Annotated in this window: 14 protein-coding genes; 3 read left to right on the top strand and 11 right to left on the bottom strand. The window is 52.2% G+C overall.

Features of this window, described 5'->3' with window-relative positions:
- Positions 1-16: 16 nt before the first annotated feature.
- Positions 17-1129 carry a citrate synthase gene (citZ, locus tag NST23_RS06745; RefSeq protein ID WP_063229179.1) on the bottom strand — a complete coding sequence of 371 codons (1113 nt, stop codon included), beginning with the start codon at positions 1127-1129 and terminating at the stop codon, positions 17-19.
- A gap of 369 nt (positions 1130-1498) precedes the next feature.
- Here citZ and ytvI point away from each other — a divergent pair, with 369 nt between their 5' ends.
- Positions 1499-2629 (top strand): sporulation integral membrane protein YtvI, encoded by a 1131-nt coding sequence (gene ytvI, locus NST23_RS06740; RefSeq protein ID WP_173596098.1) that lies wholly within the window; start codon positions 1499-1501, stop codon positions 2627-2629.
- 88 nt (positions 2630-2717) lie between these two features.
- Here ytvI and NST23_RS06735 read toward each other — a convergent pair whose 3' ends face one another.
- Together NST23_RS06735 and NST23_RS06730 are read right to left on the bottom strand one after the other, a co-directional pair.
- Positions 2718-3113 (bottom strand): FxsA family protein, encoded by a 396-nt coding sequence (locus NST23_RS06735; protein ID WP_122962912.1) that lies wholly within the window; start codon positions 3111-3113, stop codon positions 2718-2720.
- A 1-nt stretch (position 3114) separates the two neighbouring features.
- On the bottom strand, positions 3115-3546 hold the full coding sequence (locus tag NST23_RS06730; RefSeq protein WP_173598436.1) for an acyl-CoA thioesterase: 432 nt from the start codon (positions 3544-3546) through the stop codon (positions 3115-3117).
- A gap of 138 nt (positions 3547-3684) precedes the next feature.
- Between NST23_RS06730 and NST23_RS06725 the strand changes: the two genes are divergently transcribed.
- Positions 3685-3918: a hypothetical protein gene (locus tag NST23_RS06725; RefSeq protein WP_122962910.1), complete on the top strand. Its 234-nt coding sequence runs from the start codon at positions 3685-3687 to the stop codon at positions 3916-3918.
- Between the two features lie 11 nt (positions 3919-3929).
- Positions 3930-5042 carry a GerAB/ArcD/ProY family transporter gene (locus NST23_RS06720; protein ID WP_122962909.1) on the top strand — a complete coding sequence of 371 codons (1113 nt, stop codon included), beginning with the start codon at positions 3930-3932 and terminating at the stop codon, positions 5040-5042.
- A 30-nt stretch (positions 5043-5072) separates the two neighbouring features.
- Here the strand turns inward: NST23_RS06720 and nrdJ are convergent, their stop codons facing one another.
- The 8 genes from nrdJ to NST23_RS06680 all read right to left on the bottom strand — a co-directional run bounded on the left by nrdJ (position 5073) and on the right by NST23_RS06680 (position 14984).
- On the bottom strand, positions 5073-7334 hold the full coding sequence (gene nrdJ, locus NST23_RS06715) for a ribonucleoside-triphosphate reductase, adenosylcobalamin-dependent (protein WP_122962908.1): 2262 nt from the start codon (positions 7332-7334) through the stop codon (positions 5073-5075).
- A gap of 410 nt (positions 7335-7744) precedes the next feature.
- Positions 7745-9499 carry a pyruvate kinase gene (pyk, locus tag NST23_RS06710; RefSeq protein ID WP_122962907.1) on the bottom strand — a complete coding sequence of 585 codons (1755 nt, stop codon included), beginning with the start codon at positions 9497-9499 and terminating at the stop codon, positions 7745-7747.
- A 45-nt stretch (positions 9500-9544) separates the two neighbouring features.
- Positions 9545-10504 (bottom strand): 6-phosphofructokinase, encoded by a 960-nt coding sequence (pfkA, locus tag NST23_RS06705; RefSeq protein WP_122962906.1) that lies wholly within the window; start codon positions 10502-10504, stop codon positions 9545-9547.
- 311 nt (positions 10505-10815) lie between these two features.
- Positions 10816-11772 carry an acetyl-CoA carboxylase carboxyl transferase subunit alpha gene (gene accA / locus NST23_RS06700; protein WP_063229170.1) on the bottom strand — a complete coding sequence of 319 codons (957 nt, stop codon included), beginning with the start codon at positions 11770-11772 and terminating at the stop codon, positions 10816-10818.
- Complete coding sequence (accD, locus tag NST23_RS06695; protein ID WP_122962905.1) at positions 11739-12683, bottom strand: acetyl-CoA carboxylase, carboxyltransferase subunit beta; 945 nt, start codon at positions 12681-12683, stop codon at positions 11739-11741. The genes accA and accD overlap by 34 nt, the downstream gene beginning before the upstream one ends.
- A gap of 21 nt (positions 12684-12704) precedes the next feature.
- Entirely contained in the window at positions 12705-12887 is a 183-nt protein-coding gene (locus tag NST23_RS06690; RefSeq protein WP_122962904.1) for a glutamate decarboxylase, read from the bottom strand.
- Positions 12888-12969: 82 nt separating this feature from the next.
- A complete protein-coding gene (locus NST23_RS06685) occupies positions 12970-13641 on the bottom strand; it encodes a FadR/GntR family transcriptional regulator (RefSeq protein ID WP_122962903.1) in 672 nt (223 codons plus the stop codon).
- A 98-nt stretch (positions 13642-13739) separates the two neighbouring features.
- A complete protein-coding gene (locus tag NST23_RS06680) occupies positions 13740-14984 on the bottom strand; it encodes an NAD(P)-dependent malic enzyme (protein WP_122962902.1) in 1245 nt (414 codons plus the stop codon).
- Positions 14985-15107 lie beyond the last annotated feature (123 nt).

Here is a 15107-nt window from a genome sequence, read left to right as displayed (position 1 = left end):
CGAAAATAGCGGGTTTTTAGCGGCGGTCAATCGGAACGTAATGTTGGTTGACCGGACCGATGTAATCCGCGCGAGGACGGATCAGACGATTGTTTTCATACTGTTCCATGATGTGTGCCGTCCAACCGGACATGCGGCTGATGGCAAAGATCGGTGTGAACAGGTCTGTTTCTAGGCCGAGAGAGATGTACACGGATGCGGAGTAGAAGTCAACGTTTGGCTTCAATCCTTTTTCCGATGTAATCATGTTGTCGATTTTCACGGACATTTCATACAGCTCAGGACGGCCGATTTGCGCCGTCAGCTTTTGAGACATTTGCTTCAGCCATTTCGCACGCGGGTCGCCATCTTTGTAAACGCGGTGTCCGAAGCCCATGATTTTCTCTTTGTTGTCCAGCTTGCTGCGGATGTAAGATTCCACGTTGTCGAGTCCGCCGATTTCCACCAGCATTTTCGCAACCGCTTCATTGGCGCCGCCGTGCAGAGGGCCTTTGAGCGTGCCGATTGCGGACACGATACCGGAGTAGATATCTGTCAGGGTCGCAACGGTTACGCGAGCAGCAAAAGTAGAAGCATTGAACTCATGGTCTGCGTGCAGAACCAGCGCAACATCAAACGCTTTCACAGCTGTTTCTGTTGGCTCTTCGCCAGTCAGCATGTAAAGGAAGTTTTGGGCAATGGTGAAATCTGCACGAGGAGCGATTGGCTCCAATCCTTTGCGCATGCGCTCGTAAGCAGCAATCAGAGTAGGAGTTTGAGCCATCAGACGGATGGATTTGCGATAGTTGGCTTCAGGAGACATATCTTGCGCTTCTGTGTCGTAGAGCGCTAACGAAGAGACAGCTGTGCGCAACGCCGCCATTGGGTGCACGCCTTTTGGGTAATGGCGAATGCTTTCCAGCACTTCTTTTGCTACTGCTGCATTTTCACCCAATTGTTTTTTCAAAGCGTCCAGCTGATCACGCTTCGGTAACGCTCCATGCCAGAGCAAGTATACAACCTCTTCAAAAGTTGCATGTTCTGCTAACTCATCGATGTTGATCCCGCCATAGCAAAGAACCCCATCGACGATCGAACAGATCGATGATTGAGCGGCAACGACGCCTTCAAGTCCACGTGTTGTTGTCATAGAACTCCCTCTCCTTTTCCACTCAAGTAATAGTGCTTATCCAGTCCTTCGCTTGTCCTCGTGACTGATAAACGACCTCTTCTTAAAGAAATTGATAGCAGCGGTTTCTTTCATCCACCACTCTTGTCAGGAAATATATCCACGCAAATCCTTGAGCATGCCAAGGGGGAGAGGCGAGAGAAAAGAATCCACTATAAGTCGACCCAATTATAAAAGATTATTGCGATTTTGTGAATAAGATTGGCGAAAAAATGTTTCAAAGGATGAAACCCAGTTTTGTTTTTTCGCGCGCTTGCTCCATTTGTCCCGATTGCTGCATAATAGTTCCATAAGCATTTGTTGCTGTTTTTTGGCAGAAAGGAGACCTTTTTGAATCAGGAAAACTGGGTGGAGCGCGTCTTTCAGATCATTCGCTTTTTCTGGGTATGCCTGCTTGTTTATGTAGGAATCTGGCTGTTTCAGTTTGCAACACCATTACTGTACCCATTTATAATCGCTTTAGTCATTGCGCTCATGATCCACAGACCCGTCACTTTCATCACGAAAAAGTTCAAAATTCCCCGCTGGCTGTCGGTTACGATCGCCCTGCTTGTACTGATGCTTCTCGCCATCGGCCTGGCTACCCTGGTCGTAACGGAAACGGTCGTAGAGATCGGCGAACTGGCAAAACGGCTGCCGGTGTTTGCCCAAGAGCTGTCCGAGTATTTGCAGCGGACGATTTCCCAAGACTTCTTGCTCGGCATCTACAACCAGGTTCAATGGATTTACGACCAGCTTGATCCGAACTACAAGGACAAAATCAGCAACACGGTCGGCAGCGGCATCACTTCGATCACACACGCCGGACAAAATCTGATTGTCAGCTTCCTGGACGGCTTGAAAAACTTGCTCGTCTCCTTGCCGAACATGGCTACCGTCTCGGTCATCTCCATCATGGGCGCTTTCTTTATTTCAAAAGATTTCTTCCTCTGGGAATCGCGCTTCCGCCGCCTTTTGCCAAGCGGGGTCAACAATCGCCTGGATCAGATTTTTCGCGATCTGCGCGCCGCTTTGTTCGGGTTCATCAAAGCTCAGGTGACGCTTATTTCCCTGACTGCGGCAATCGTGATCATCGGACTGTTGATCATGCGCGTGGAATACGCGATTACGATCGGCCTGATTACCGGATTGGTTGATCTCCTGCCGTATCTCGGCACGGGAACCGTTTTCGTTCCCTGGATCATCTACATGTTTTTCAAAGGCAACTACACCATGGTCATCGGTCTGTCGATTTTGTACGCTGTCGTGCTCATCTTCCGCCAGATCATCGAGCCAAAGGTTGTAGCAGAGAGCGTCGGCCTCGATCCGCTGCTCACGCTGGTCGCCCTGTTCGTCGGGTTGCAGCTGTTCGGGTTCCTCGGACTGATCATCGGCCCCGTCTCCCTCGTGTTGATCAACGCCCTGGTCAAAGCCAATGTGTTCGTCGACATCTGGATGTACATCAAGGGAAAACGCACCTAAAGAAAAAACCGCTTGCGAGCTGCCTGCTGGGGCAAAGCTCGAAGCGGTTCTTTTTTTGCCATAACCTGTCTGTCTTCTACCTAGCGACTTAGCGACGGAACAAAAAGCGAATCCGTCCCGAAGAAATCAAATACCACAGCCATTGCTTCAGCAAGTGCCGCAGCATCATCCGGGTGTAAGGGATGAGAAAAATCAAACCGATCACATCCGACACAAACCCTGGGAGCAAGAGCAAAATGCCGCCAACCAAGATCAGCACACCGTCGATGATCGTCTCTGTCGGCATCTGCCCGCGAGACAGTTGGAACTGAAGCGTGCGAAACACTTGAACCCCTTGTTGCTTCGCGAGCCAAGCGCCCAACAGCCCCGTAACAATGACCAGCAAAACGGTGTTCCATCCGCCGATCAGCGAACCTACTGTAATCAATCCCCATAGCTCCAAACCAAATCCGATCACAAACAGGATCACGAGAAAGCGCAACATGCTATTCCCCTCCTTTGTGCTGGGCATCCAGCCAAGCGTAAACTTCCGGCTCCGTTTTGGCCAGGCGTATCGGTCTAAGCTCGCTGTTCGTGAAGACGTGCATCGTCTCCCCCGACACAAGCAGCTCCTGATCCGACACGCGAATAGCTTCGTAAGCAAACGTCAGGCGAACGGCAGTCAGTTCTTTGACCCGCGTCCTGATCTCCACCATATCATCGTAACGAGCAGGCTTTTTGTACGAGATGGCGGCATCCGTAACCGGCAAAAGCACACCTCTTTCCTCCAGCTCGCGATAGGTGAGTCCCGCTTGGCGGATCAACTCTGTTCGCCCCACCTCAAACCAGTTCAAGTAATTCGTATGGTAGACCACACCCATCTGATCGGTTTCGCCGTAGCGCACTCGCAATTGATGAGTATGAATAATTGGACTCACAAACCATCGCCCCTTTCTCTCTAAGGCTATTGTACCATAGACAAACTGCGCTTGCGGTTGACGATGGTATGGCATTTTTTCATTCGGTCAATACTCGAAGAAAAGACTGCCTAAATCAGGAAAGTAGGAAAAAAGGGAATGTGGGGAGCAGCGTTTGTTTTGGTCACAGCGGCCATCATCGCCTGGTTTGAAGTCCCGAAGCTTGTTCGAAGACGCTATCATCGGGAGCTCGTCGTGTTTTCCCTCTTGCTTCTGCTCGGCGCCATTACAGGAACGCTCAAGATATTGGACGTACCTGTCCCCAATCCGGGCGACTGGGTGAAAGTCATCTTGAGTCCCTTCGGAGAATTTTTGCAGAAACTGTTCGAATAGGAGGACGTCAGGTGCTGTCCACAGTCAAAATCTCGAATCGGCAAATGACGATCATTACTTGCCTATTCAGCATCGGCACGACGATTCTGGTCGCCCCTTCCACTCTGGCTGCGAACGCACAACAGGACGCCTGGATTTGCGCCCTCTTGGGAAATGCAGTCGGCTTGGGCCTGGCCTGGCTGTACATCTCCGTCGGCTTGTTTTATCCAAAAAACAACCTGCTGGAAATAAACGAACGGATCTTGGGCAAATGGCTCGGCTGGCTTGCTTCGTGCTTCTTTCTGTTCACCATGCTGCTCTCCTCCGCTCAGGTGCTTTTTTACATCGGCAATTTTTTAAAGACAAACATGTTCCCGGAGACGCCCATCATCGCGCTGCACATTCTTTTTTTGCTCGTCGTCATGCTCGCTGCCCACCTGGGACTGGAGACGTTTGCGCGAAGCATCGAGTTGTTTGTGCCGCTTTTGCTCTTGTTGTTTTTCTCCCTGATCTTTTTTCTTTTTCCGAGCATGGAGATCGAAAATATCCAGCCGATTCTGGAAGCGGACGGGAAAAGCCTCGTAAAAGGAACCTTGACGTTTGCCAGTATGACGTATTTGACACTTCCCACCTTGCTCGTCTTTTTTCCCGTTTGCCTCACTGATCCCCGCTCCGCACGCAAATATTTTATTGCCGGAGGGCTGATTGCCGGTTTGAAATTATCCATGGTCATCCTGGTCAGCATTTTGGTACTGGGGCCTGATGGCTCGATCCTTTACGCCTACCCCAGCTATACGCTGGCCCAGCGGATTAGTATTGGAAATTTTTTGCAGAGAGTGGAGGCGATCGTCGCCATCCTCTGGTTCTTTACCATCTTCGTCAAACTGAGCATGTACTTTTACGCCGGATTAATCAGCATGACCCACGTCTTTCGGCTCCGCACCTACAAACCGTTGATCATCCCGACCGCTTTCGTCGTAGCCGTCTTTTCGCTGATTGTCTACCCGAACACAGCGTACATGGCAAAATGGGATGTCGATGCCTGGTTTCCCTACAGCCTGATCTTCGGACTGTTTTACCCGCTGCTCCTGCTCGTCGTCGGCCTGATCCGAGCCAAAACAAAACCAGGGAGAGACCCATCGTAACGGTCTCTCCCTGGTTGATGACTGACTGGATTAGCGAATCGGGCAAGCGCCGCCTTCGCAAGATTCTGCGGTCGACAGGTCTGCATCTGTGCCTGTCTCGTATTGCTGCAAAATAGCAGGATCGAAAGGCTTCATCGACTGCTTGAGCGCTTCGTACTGCTCTTTGCTGCATTCCTCGTACGGAGCCAACTGGTAGTTTCCGCCATCGAGCTGCAAGAAAGACACGCCGACAAAATTGTCCCAGTTTGCATAGACGATCTCTTCCACTTCGTTCCATTCTTCCTTGCGAACGGTAATCGTGTTGGAGGAATTGTGTTCGGTGTACTCCTTTTGGAAACGGAAGTACGTATCGAATTGGCGCTTGGCGCTCACTTCGTTTTTGGTTTCCTGCGCACCCGACGCTACCGGGAAGTCAATCACGAGCGTGCGGGCATTCGCCATGCGCTCCTCGTGCGTCTCCCCTTGTGTGCCGACCTCCGGGTGAACCGTCCAGCCGAGAGCTTGTACCGCTTTTGCCAACGGGTCTTGTGCGTTGATGCGAATGCGGCGGATGTAGTACGGCGAGTGCGACCAGTGCAAGCCGCTGGAAACCCCGCCAGCCACCTGTGACAGCGTTCCTTCCGGCTTCACTGTCGTGACCAGCAGCGGCGAATTGACGCGCAGCTCGTACGCATAGCGGTTCGCTTCGTCGCGGGCAGCATTTCCGAGCTGACGCAGCAGTTCAAGCTCCTGCTCCTCCGTATAGCCGAGAGACGCGAGCGCATCTTTCAAGCCAGTCAGCGACGTTCCGAGCAAACGGTCGCGCTGTTGCACCGTATCCCAATGTGGCAGCTCCAGTGTAACGAGCGTCATCCGCAGTCCTGCACGGGCAGATTTGCGTTGCGCATCCAAAAGTCCATCCAGATCCAAATACTTGGAGCCGTCTTCGTTCTCACGCACAAACTGAACGAGATTGACCGTAGTCAAGTTGCAAACGCCATATGAATCAAGCAAAATTTCCGCACAAGGATTCAAGCCCTCCGCATTTGGACGACGGCGATTGGCTTCTTCCAAGTTGATAAAGCCAGGCTCGCCTTCCAGTTGCATCAAGGTGAACACGAGATGCAAAAACTCTCTAGACGGTTGTTTCGTAAAGGCGATGGAGTTGTTGGACATGCGGCGGTGATCCAGGCCGAATCGTCCGTCCCCTACCTTTTCAATGCTGTCAAACCATACAGGCTTGTGCTCGCCCAAAAGTTCGCCGACGCGGCGGTGATGCGCCAGCTGCTCTTCCGTCCAGAAGCCGTTGATGCCGTATTTCGCCAGCATGCACTCGTAGTCGTCGTGATCGAACAGGAAAATTTCCGCTGTGCGGCGCACGCCCCCAACTACGACGTTTGCTCCGATCAGATTGCCAATGTCGAGAATATGTACGGGGCGAATCTTGCCGTACCCTTTTTCGTCACTTTCAATCGGGGCCAGATGCTCGTCGATCTGGTTTTTCAGCACTTTGTCGATGCCTTCAAACATCTCGCGAAGCGGCTCATGTCCGCTTGCTGTACCGCCAAAACGCTTCAGTCGCTCTCCTTTTGGACGCACGCTGTTGTAGGAGATTTTCACTGTATGAATATGCTCGTAGGAACCGTCGGTCAAAATTTGCAGGTACAAGCGCAGCGACTCTACCCAGCCCTCTTTGCTGTCTCCCACGTAAATTTTGGCGAAACCGTTATCCAGCACATTCAGCTCGGAACGCTCCAGTCGCTGATGCTTGGGCAATGGGCGGTACTCGGAAGAAAGCAAGGCCACGTTGGTCCGGATCGGACCGAGTCCTGCTGCCATCGCTTTCGTGCATTTGAAGCCGACACCTGTTCCTACCAGCAGCAGGTAGAACAAATCGCCAAGGTCGTCCCACGATTTGATGTTCAGGAAAGAGCAGTTGAAGTTGGCCAGCGGGTACAAATCGGCCACGCCGTTTTCAGCTCCGCCCACCCACAGCGTCCGGCCGGACAAAAACTGACGCAGGTTAAACATGTTGTCAAACAGACCTTCCGCTTCTGCTTCCATCGCACGCTCATCCGGGTACAGGCCGATTTTTTGCAAATGTTGATACGCAAGCTTCATATTGTAATCCACCGAACGGCGGCATGTTTCTTTCCATGTTTCCCGTCTGCCTTTTTCCGGGATAAAACGAGAATAAGTCCGATAGTACACAAATTGTCCCAGAGGATTCATATGATCGGGAAAGTCTTTGTATTGTGCTAAAAATTCATCCCTCAAGAAAGCGGTGCGGGATACAGTTTCGGTCGCCAGCATAACGTTCCTCCTTCGAATGGTTCCTCTCTAGTTAACTATCTTTATGGGAAAAACTCAATAGTTTTATCTATATGTTGTACGCAATAAAATTCGACAACACTATATGTTGTGTTTTGCGCAAAAATAGTTCTTGACATCGCTCATCACGCAACGGGAAGCGATTTTCGGTGTTTTCGCTCCTTGCAAACAGGCCGTTACAGTGAAAACTCGACACTTTCCCGGCGCTTGCTCAGACGAACACCTGATCGATTTTATCAGATTCCCTCCCCGTTTGCACCACCTAAAAAACACCGTATTCTGGAAAATGCTATCAGCGAAAATCGCGTTGCCACCAGTCTGCCCAATGCAAAAAGGGGTGACAAGATGCCACCCCCAAAAAGTGCTTTTGCTATAAAAATGAGTCTGATGACCTACAGAACCCGCGTCTGCCCTGAATAAATATGCCCACGTTCGGAGTCCACCGTAACGATTTGGCCTTCCTTCAGCAAGTCGGTGGCAAACTGCACGCCTACGATCACTGGGACGCCCAAATTGAGCCCGACGATCGCTGCATGGGATGTCAGCCCGCCCTCTTCGCAAATGACCGCTCCTGCCTTGCTGAACGCTTCAATCATGTCCGAGTCCGTTCCGATCGTCACCAGGATCACGCCGTCTTCTACTTTTTGCAGCGCTTCTTCTGCCGAACGGGCGATGACGACTTTGCTCGTCACGACTTTGCGACCGATGCCTTGGCCTTTTGCCACGACATCGCCGATCACGTGAATCTTCATGAGGTTGGTTGTCCCTACTTCACGCACAGGCACACCCGCGGTAATGACTACGAGGTCGCCGTGACGCACGAAGCCTGCGTCGATTGCTTCCTGGACAGACATCTCCAGCATCTCATCGGTTGTGTTTGCCAGCACGCCTTTGACCGGATATACGCCGTTTACGAGCGCCAGTCGGCGAATGACAGCTTCGTGCGGTGTGACCGCTACGATGGGAGCTTTCGGACGGAATTTGGATACCATGCGCGCCGTATGACCGCTCTCTGTCGCCGTAATGATCGCTGTCGCATCGAGATCGAGCGCTGCATTGGAGACAGCCTGGCTAATCGCATCGGTAATCGTCACTTGCTTGAGCTGCGCTTGCGCATACAAAATCTCACGGTAGTTAAGCTCTTGCTCTGCTCGTACCGCGATGCGGTCCATCGTTTCGACCGATTCTACCGGATATTTGCCCGCAGCCGTCTCACCGGACAGCATGATCGCGTCTGTGCCGTCAAAAATCGCATTGGCTACGTCGCTTGCTTCTGCGCGAGTAGGACGAGGGTTGCGCTGCATGGAATCGAGCATTTGCGTCGCCGTGATGACAGGTTTGGCCAGCTCGTTGCATTTTTTGATCAGCTTTTTCTGGACGAGCGGCACTTCCTCAGCAGGTATTTCCACGCCAAGGTCGCCACGCGCTACCATGATGCCGTCTGTTACGACGAGGATTTCATCGACATTGTCGACGCCTTCCTGGTTTTCGATCTTCGCGATGATGTCAATGCGCACGTTGTGGCGCTCCAAAATCTGGCGAATTTCGAGAATGTCGCTCGCCTTGCGGACAAAAGAAGCCGCAATGAAATCGACTTGCTGCGCAATCCCGAACTCGATATCTTGTGCGTCCTTTTCCGTAATTCCCGGCAAATTGATTTTGACGCCTGGCACGTTGACGCCCTTTTTGCTTTTCAGCGTGCCGCCGTTTTTGATTTGGCAAACGATCTCGTTGCCTTGCACTTCCAGAACCGTCAGCCCGATCAGGCCGTCATCAATCAAAATCGTGTCGCCCGGATTGACATCCTGAGGCAGTTCCGAATAAGTGATCGAGACTTTTTCTGCCGTTCCTGCCAGTTCTTCTGTCGTCAAAATCAGCGTCTTGCCTTCTTCCAGCTCGACCGAATCTGTAGCAAGCGTGCCTGTGCGGATTTCCGGCCCTTTTGTATCCAAAAGAATCGCCACCGGCTTGCCTGTCTCTTCGGACGCACGACGAATGTTCACGATCCGCGCTGCGTGCTCTTCATGGCTTCCGTGGGAAAAGTTCAGACGGGCTACGTTCATCCCCGCATGAATCAGCTTTTTCAACGTTTCAACGGACTCACTCGCCGGTCCGATTGTACACACGATTTTTGCTTTCCTTAACATAGGAATTATGCCTCCTCTATACACTGCTATCCAGGCTTTGCCTGATCAAATAGACAGTGTGCGCGCCAGTTGATATACGGATAAATCCAGTTGGTGTTTCTGGGACAATGCTTCATTGAAATCGACGTCGACGATTGTGTTGTTCTGGATGCCAACCATCCGGTCTTTTTTGCCTTCCAGGAGCAAGTCGACTGCGGCTGCTCCCATCCGGCTCGCCAGCATGCGGTCCATCGCGGTAGGTGAGCCTCCGCGCTGAATGTGTCCGAGCACGGTCACGCGCGTCTCCCAGCCTGTTTCCTTGGTGATGGCTTCCGCGTACGAAGCAGCGCTGCCTACGCCTTCCGCCACTATAATGATGGAATGCTTTTTGCCACGGCGCTGTCCGGCATGCAGGCGTTCTATAATATCGCTCATGTCCTGGGATTCTTCCGGGATGATAATCGACTCGGCCCCAGCAGCAAGTCCTGCCCACAGTGCCAAATCGCCTGCGTCCCGGCCCATTACCTCGATAATGTAGGTGCGCTCATGAGAGGTTGCCGTGTCGCGAATTTTATCGATCGCTTCCACAATCGTATTCAGAGCGGTATCGAACCCAATCGTAAAATCGGTGCACGGAATGTCGTTATCAATCGTTCCCGGCACGCCGATGGTCGGGAAGCCTTTTTCCGTCAGCTTCTGTGCGCCGCGGAACGACCCGTCTCCACCGATGACGATCAGCCCTTCAATCCCGAATTTGCGCAGCTGCTCCACTGCTTTTTGCTGCCCTTCCTCTGTTCTGAAGGCTTGGCTGCGGGCAGAGTAAAGGATGGTTCCTCCTCGCTGGATAATGTCCCCAACGGAGCCCAGTGTCATTTCCTGGATATCGCCATTCATCAGACCTTCGTAGCCGTGATACACCCCGTACATTTGCACTCCGTGGTAAGCAGCACGACGAACTGCCGCACGCACCGCGGCGTTCATGCCGGGCGAATCTCCTCCGCTGGTCAGAACCGCAAGCTTTTGCATGGAATCCACCTCTCCAATCCATTTCGTCTTTAGCATGTCATGAAACGGAAACAGTATGTACCATAACGACTATGAAACATGCTGTATTACTCCATTTCGTATATCTGTTATACACAGAACAGAAATGTGCCATACTTTTTGAAAGCTCTGATAACTCGCTTGTTCGAAATCGATTGTAGCAGATTTTCCGTGCCAAAAAAAGATAAGAAAACTTGGCTGTGCCATGATTTTATTGCGGTCTGTGTTCAGACTATACGATCGTCCATCAATAGACTCAGTCTTTTTACCGCACAAAAAACGCCCCCTGTGACTTACAGGGAGGCGTATTCGCCGATTCGTTTGAACTTCTCATATCGGTCCTGTATCAGTTCATCCGGGCTCAAACGACCCAACTGTTCCAATTGCTCGGCAATCACCGTCTTGACCGCTGTTGCCTGCGCAATCAAGTCTCGATGCGCCCCGCCGAACGGCTCGTCAATGATGCCGTCGATCACGCCGAGCGCGAGCAAATCAGGAGCCGTAATTTTCATCGACTCCGCTGCGCGCATGCCAAGGCTGGAATCTCTCCACAAAATGGCCGCCGCGCTCTCCGGTGCAATCACGGAGTAATAGGAATTCTCCAGCATATAGATGCGATTGCCGACGCTGATCGCCAGCGCACCGCCGCTGCCGCCTTCGCCGATGACGATACAAATAATCGGCACGCGAAAAGTAGCCATTTCCCGCAAGTTGCGAGCAATCGCTTCGCTCTGGCCGCGCTCTTCTGCCGCTTTACCCGGATACGCTCCCGATGTGTTGATGAAACAAATAATCGGACGTCCGAATTTGTCGGCCTGCTGCATGATGCGCAGAGCTTTTCTGTACCCTTCAGGATGCGCCATCCCGAAATTGCGCTTGATGTTGTCCTTGGTGTCTTTGCCTTTTTGATGGCCGATCACAGTCACCGGACGACCGTCCAGCTTGGCGATGCCGCCCACGATCGAATGGTCATCCCCGTACAACCTGTCCCCGTGTACTTCTATAAAATCAGTAAAAAGAAGTTGAATATAGTCCAAAGTCGTTGGTCTTTCCGGGTGACGGGCCAGTTGGACGCGCTGCCACGGCGTCAAGTTGCCATAAATTTGTTCGGCAAGCTCTTTTGCCTTTTGCTCCAGACGCTTTACTTCGTCGGAGAAATCAATGCCTTTTTCTTCGGTAAAGCGGCGCAATTCCTTAATCTTGTCTTGCAATTCTACTAATGGCTTTTCAAAGGGGAGTTCGCCTGCCATATTTCCACTCCTTCCCGTGACGTGTGCATCTCTACCAGTTTGGACAGCGTTTGACGCATGTCCTTGCGATGTACGACCATGTCGAGCTGACCGTTTTTCAGCAAAAACTCCGCAGTCTGGAAGTCTTTTGGCAGCTCCTGGCGAATCGTTTGCTCAATGACGCGACGTCCCGCAAAGCCGATCATGGCTCCCGGTTCTGCGATATTGTAGTCGCCAAGGGAAGAGAAGCTTGCAGATACACCGCCATATGTAGGATTCGTCATGACCGAAACGAACAGCAAGCGCTCGCGGTCCAGTCTGGACAAAGCGGCACTGGTCTTCGCCATCTGCATCAGACTCAGTACGCCTTCCTGCATGCGCGCACCGCCGGATGCGGAGAACAGGATGAAAGGCAGACGCCGTTCGATCGCTTGCTCAATTGCACGCGTAATTTTTTCCCCGACAACCGAGCCCATGCTGGCCATGCGGAAGCGGGAATCCATAACCCCGATCACGATGCGGTTGCCGCCGAGCAAGCCCTCGCCAGTGATGATCGCTTCGTTCAAATTCGTGTTTGCCATATCCTGCTCCAGCTTTTCCAGATAGTCAGGGAACCCGAGCGGATTGGACGCGATCAGGTTCGCGTCAAACTCCTCTGTCAGGACACCTTCATCCAAAAGGGATTGCAACCGCTCTGGCGCGGACATGGAATAGTGAAACTGGCAGCCTTTGCATACGCGCAAGTTTTTTTCCAAATCCTTCGAGTAGTGGATCGTCCCACAATGTGGGCATTTATTCATCAATCCCTCAGGGACTTCCTTCTCCTTCGTACCCGCTTCCTTGCTAGCGTCGGTGGAAGCAGGGACACGTGCCAGCGTCTCGGAAGGGACAGTGGCAAATTTGCGCTTTTTCCCAAAAAGATCTTTTAGCACAGGTACACCCCACCTTTCTCATCAGTGAAGGATCGAGCCGAGTACATCCCGGACTTCGTTCAGTTCGCCTTCGGGCACAAGAATCTCGTATTGCTTCGAAACTCTCGCCTCGCGAACCTTGACCAAAAATCCTTCATCTGTCAAACGTTGCTGTATCCGTTCAGCTATTCTAGCGCTAGGAGCGATGTAGATGACCGTCCACATGCTGGCTTCCTCCTTCATCGTCCAATACAGGTCTGCATCATCATATCACAGCGCCAGCGCCCCTCGCAAATAGGAGTAAAATCTAGAGCTTGCTGTTCTCCAAGTGGTGCCTCATTCTCTCAACCGCGACAGTGACATCGCCTTCGCGAATCGCTTCCATGATCTCGCGATGCTCCTCCAATGCCATGCGCGCCCTGCCTTCCCGCGACAACGATTCAATCCGCACACTGTTGCTGTACTCTACCAAAGGCGTCCAGATGCGGTGCAAAATGGAGTTGCGGCTGGATCGGCAAATCACGCGGTGGAACTGGTAGTCTTCTTCTGTAGGAACCTCGCCTCTCTCTACCCGCTCTTGTGCGATCGCGAGAATCCGTTCCATTTCCTCGAAATGCTTGGGCGTGGCCCGTCTACAGGCGAGACGGACAGCATCGATCTCCAGCATCTTGCGCATTTCGATCAAGTCCTTCTTGGTTTTCGTATCCCGTAGGATAAAAAAGCCAAGAATATCGATCAGTCGGTTGTGCCGATAATGCTTGAGGAAAGTGCCTTCCCCGCGGCGCGTCTCGATGAGCCCGAGCAGCTCCAGCGCACGGAGGGCTTCGCGTACAGAGGAGCGACCAGCCCCTAATTGCTCAGACAACTCTCGCTCCGACGGAAGCTTGTCGCCAGGCCGTAAGTTTTGCTCCTGAATGATTGCATGCAATTGCAGGAGTATGCCTTCGTAAACCTTTCGATCTTGAGTTGAGTCGAGCACAATGATCCCCCTTAATGGCTGCTACTGGTGAAGTGAAGCACCCCCCACATATTCACGTCTGATACAGATGCTCGTGGAGGGTGTTTGACTGCACTTCCTTACACTTGCTGATAGGAAATGGCTGCCAGACTGGCTGTTTTCTCTTTTACTGCTTCCGGATCGACAGTGATGCGGGCAACGCCGCTCTCCATCGCTGCTTTGGCTACGGCTGCCGCCACATTTGGAGCGACGCGCGGATCAAACGGAGCAGGGATGACTTTTTCTGCGGAAAGCTCTTCTGGCGTGATCAGGTCCGCGATTGCGTACACGGCTGCCAGCTTCATGTCCTCGTTGATTTCAGTCGCGCGCGTATCGAGCGCCCCACGGAAAATGCCCGGGAAGGCAAGTACGTTGTTCACCTGGTTCGGGAAGTCGGAACGGCCTGTACCGACTACGGCTGCCCCTGCTTCTTTCGCCTCGCTCGGCATGATTTCCGGAGTCGGGTTCGCCATCGCGAAGATGATCGCATCGCGGTTCATGGAGCGAACCATGTCAGGAGTTACCGCGCCTGCTACAGATACGCCGATGAAGACGTCAGCGCCTTTCATCGCGTCAGCGAGGTCGCCTTGCAGCTTGCTGCGGTTCGTGATTTTCGCCATCTCTTCTTTTACCGGGTTCATCCCGAATTGACGGCCTTCGTACACGATTCCTTTTGTATCAACCATGATCACTTCTTTTACACCCATGGAAATCAAAAGTTTCATGATCGCGATACCAGCAGCGCCCGCACCGTTCGCTACCACGCGGATATCTTCGAGCTTTTTGTCAACCACGCGCAGGGCGTTGATCAGGCCCGCAGCCGTTACGATTGCTGTACCGTGCTGATCGTCGTGGAAAATCGGAATGTTTGTTTCGCGCTTCAGGCGCTCTTCTACCTCGAAGCATGCCGGAGCTGCGATATCTTCAAGGTTAACACCGCCAAAAGTCGGTTCGAGCAGCTTCACAGTTTCTACGATTTTGTCTACATCAGTCGTGTTCAGGCAGATCGGGAATGCGTCCACGCCTGCGAACGATTTGAACAGTACGGCTTTTCCTTCCATCACCGGCATAGCGGCTTCCGGTCCGATGTTGCCGAGACCGAGAACAGCGGTACCATCGCTCACGACTGCAACGAGGTTGCCCTTCATGGTGTATTCGTAAACTTTGGATTTGTCGTCAAAAATGTCTTTGCAAGGCTCAGCAACACCAGGAGAATAAGCAAGGCTCAGATCGCGAGCATTGCGAACGGGAACCTTGGTCACTGCCTCCAGCTTCCCTTTATTTTTTCGGTGAAGTTCCAGCGCTTCCTCTCTCAAACTAGACATCCATTACCACTCCATTTCACGATAGTCTTTCTATGATTGCCTGAACAGCCTCTTTATTGCTTGAAAGCCCTAAGTGGTCTGACCACTTAACGAGTTATGAATTCAATATATAGCAAAACCTGT

The sequence above is a fragment of the Brevibacillus sp. FSL K6-0770 genome (assembly GCF_038000275.1).
In the GTDB taxonomy this organism is placed as follows: Bacteria; Bacillota; Bacilli; order Brevibacillales; family Brevibacillaceae; genus Brevibacillus; species Brevibacillus parabrevis.
This window is presented reverse-complemented; position numbering and strand designations above follow the sequence as displayed.

Bases quoted from the DNA above. Each gene is read 5' to 3' on its own strand.
- citZ (WP_063229179.1), bottom strand. From the start codon at position 1,129: ATGACAACAACACGTGGACTTGAAGGCGTCGTTGCCGCTCAATCATCG.
- NST23_RS06735 (WP_122962912.1), bottom strand. From the start codon at position 3,113: ATGTTGCGCTTTCTCGTGATCCTGTTTGTGATCGGATTTGGTTTGGAG.
- NST23_RS06725 (WP_122962910.1), top strand. From the start codon at position 3,685: ATGTGGGGAGCAGCGTTTGTTTTGGTCACAGCGGCCATCATCGCCTGG.
- nrdJ (WP_122962908.1), bottom strand. From the start codon at position 7,334: ATGCTGGCGACCGAAACTGTATCCCGCACCGCTTTCTTGAGGGATGAA.
- pyk (WP_122962907.1), bottom strand. From the start codon at position 9,499: ATGTTAAGGAAAGCAAAAATCGTGTGTACAATCGGACCGGCGAGTGAG.
- pfkA (WP_122962906.1), bottom strand. From the start codon at position 10,504: ATGCAAAAGCTTGCGGTTCTGACCAGCGGAGGAGATTCGCCCGGCATG.
- accA (WP_063229170.1), bottom strand. From the start codon at position 11,772: ATGGCAGGCGAACTCCCCTTTGAAAAGCCATTAGTAGAATTGCAAGAC.
- NST23_RS06690 (WP_122962904.1), bottom strand. From the start codon at position 12,887: ATGTGGACGGTCATCTACATCGCTCCTAGCGCTAGAATAGCTGAACGG.
- NST23_RS06680 (WP_122962902.1), bottom strand. From the start codon at position 14,984: ATGTCTAGTTTGAGAGAGGAAGCGCTGGAACTTCACCGAAAAAATAAA.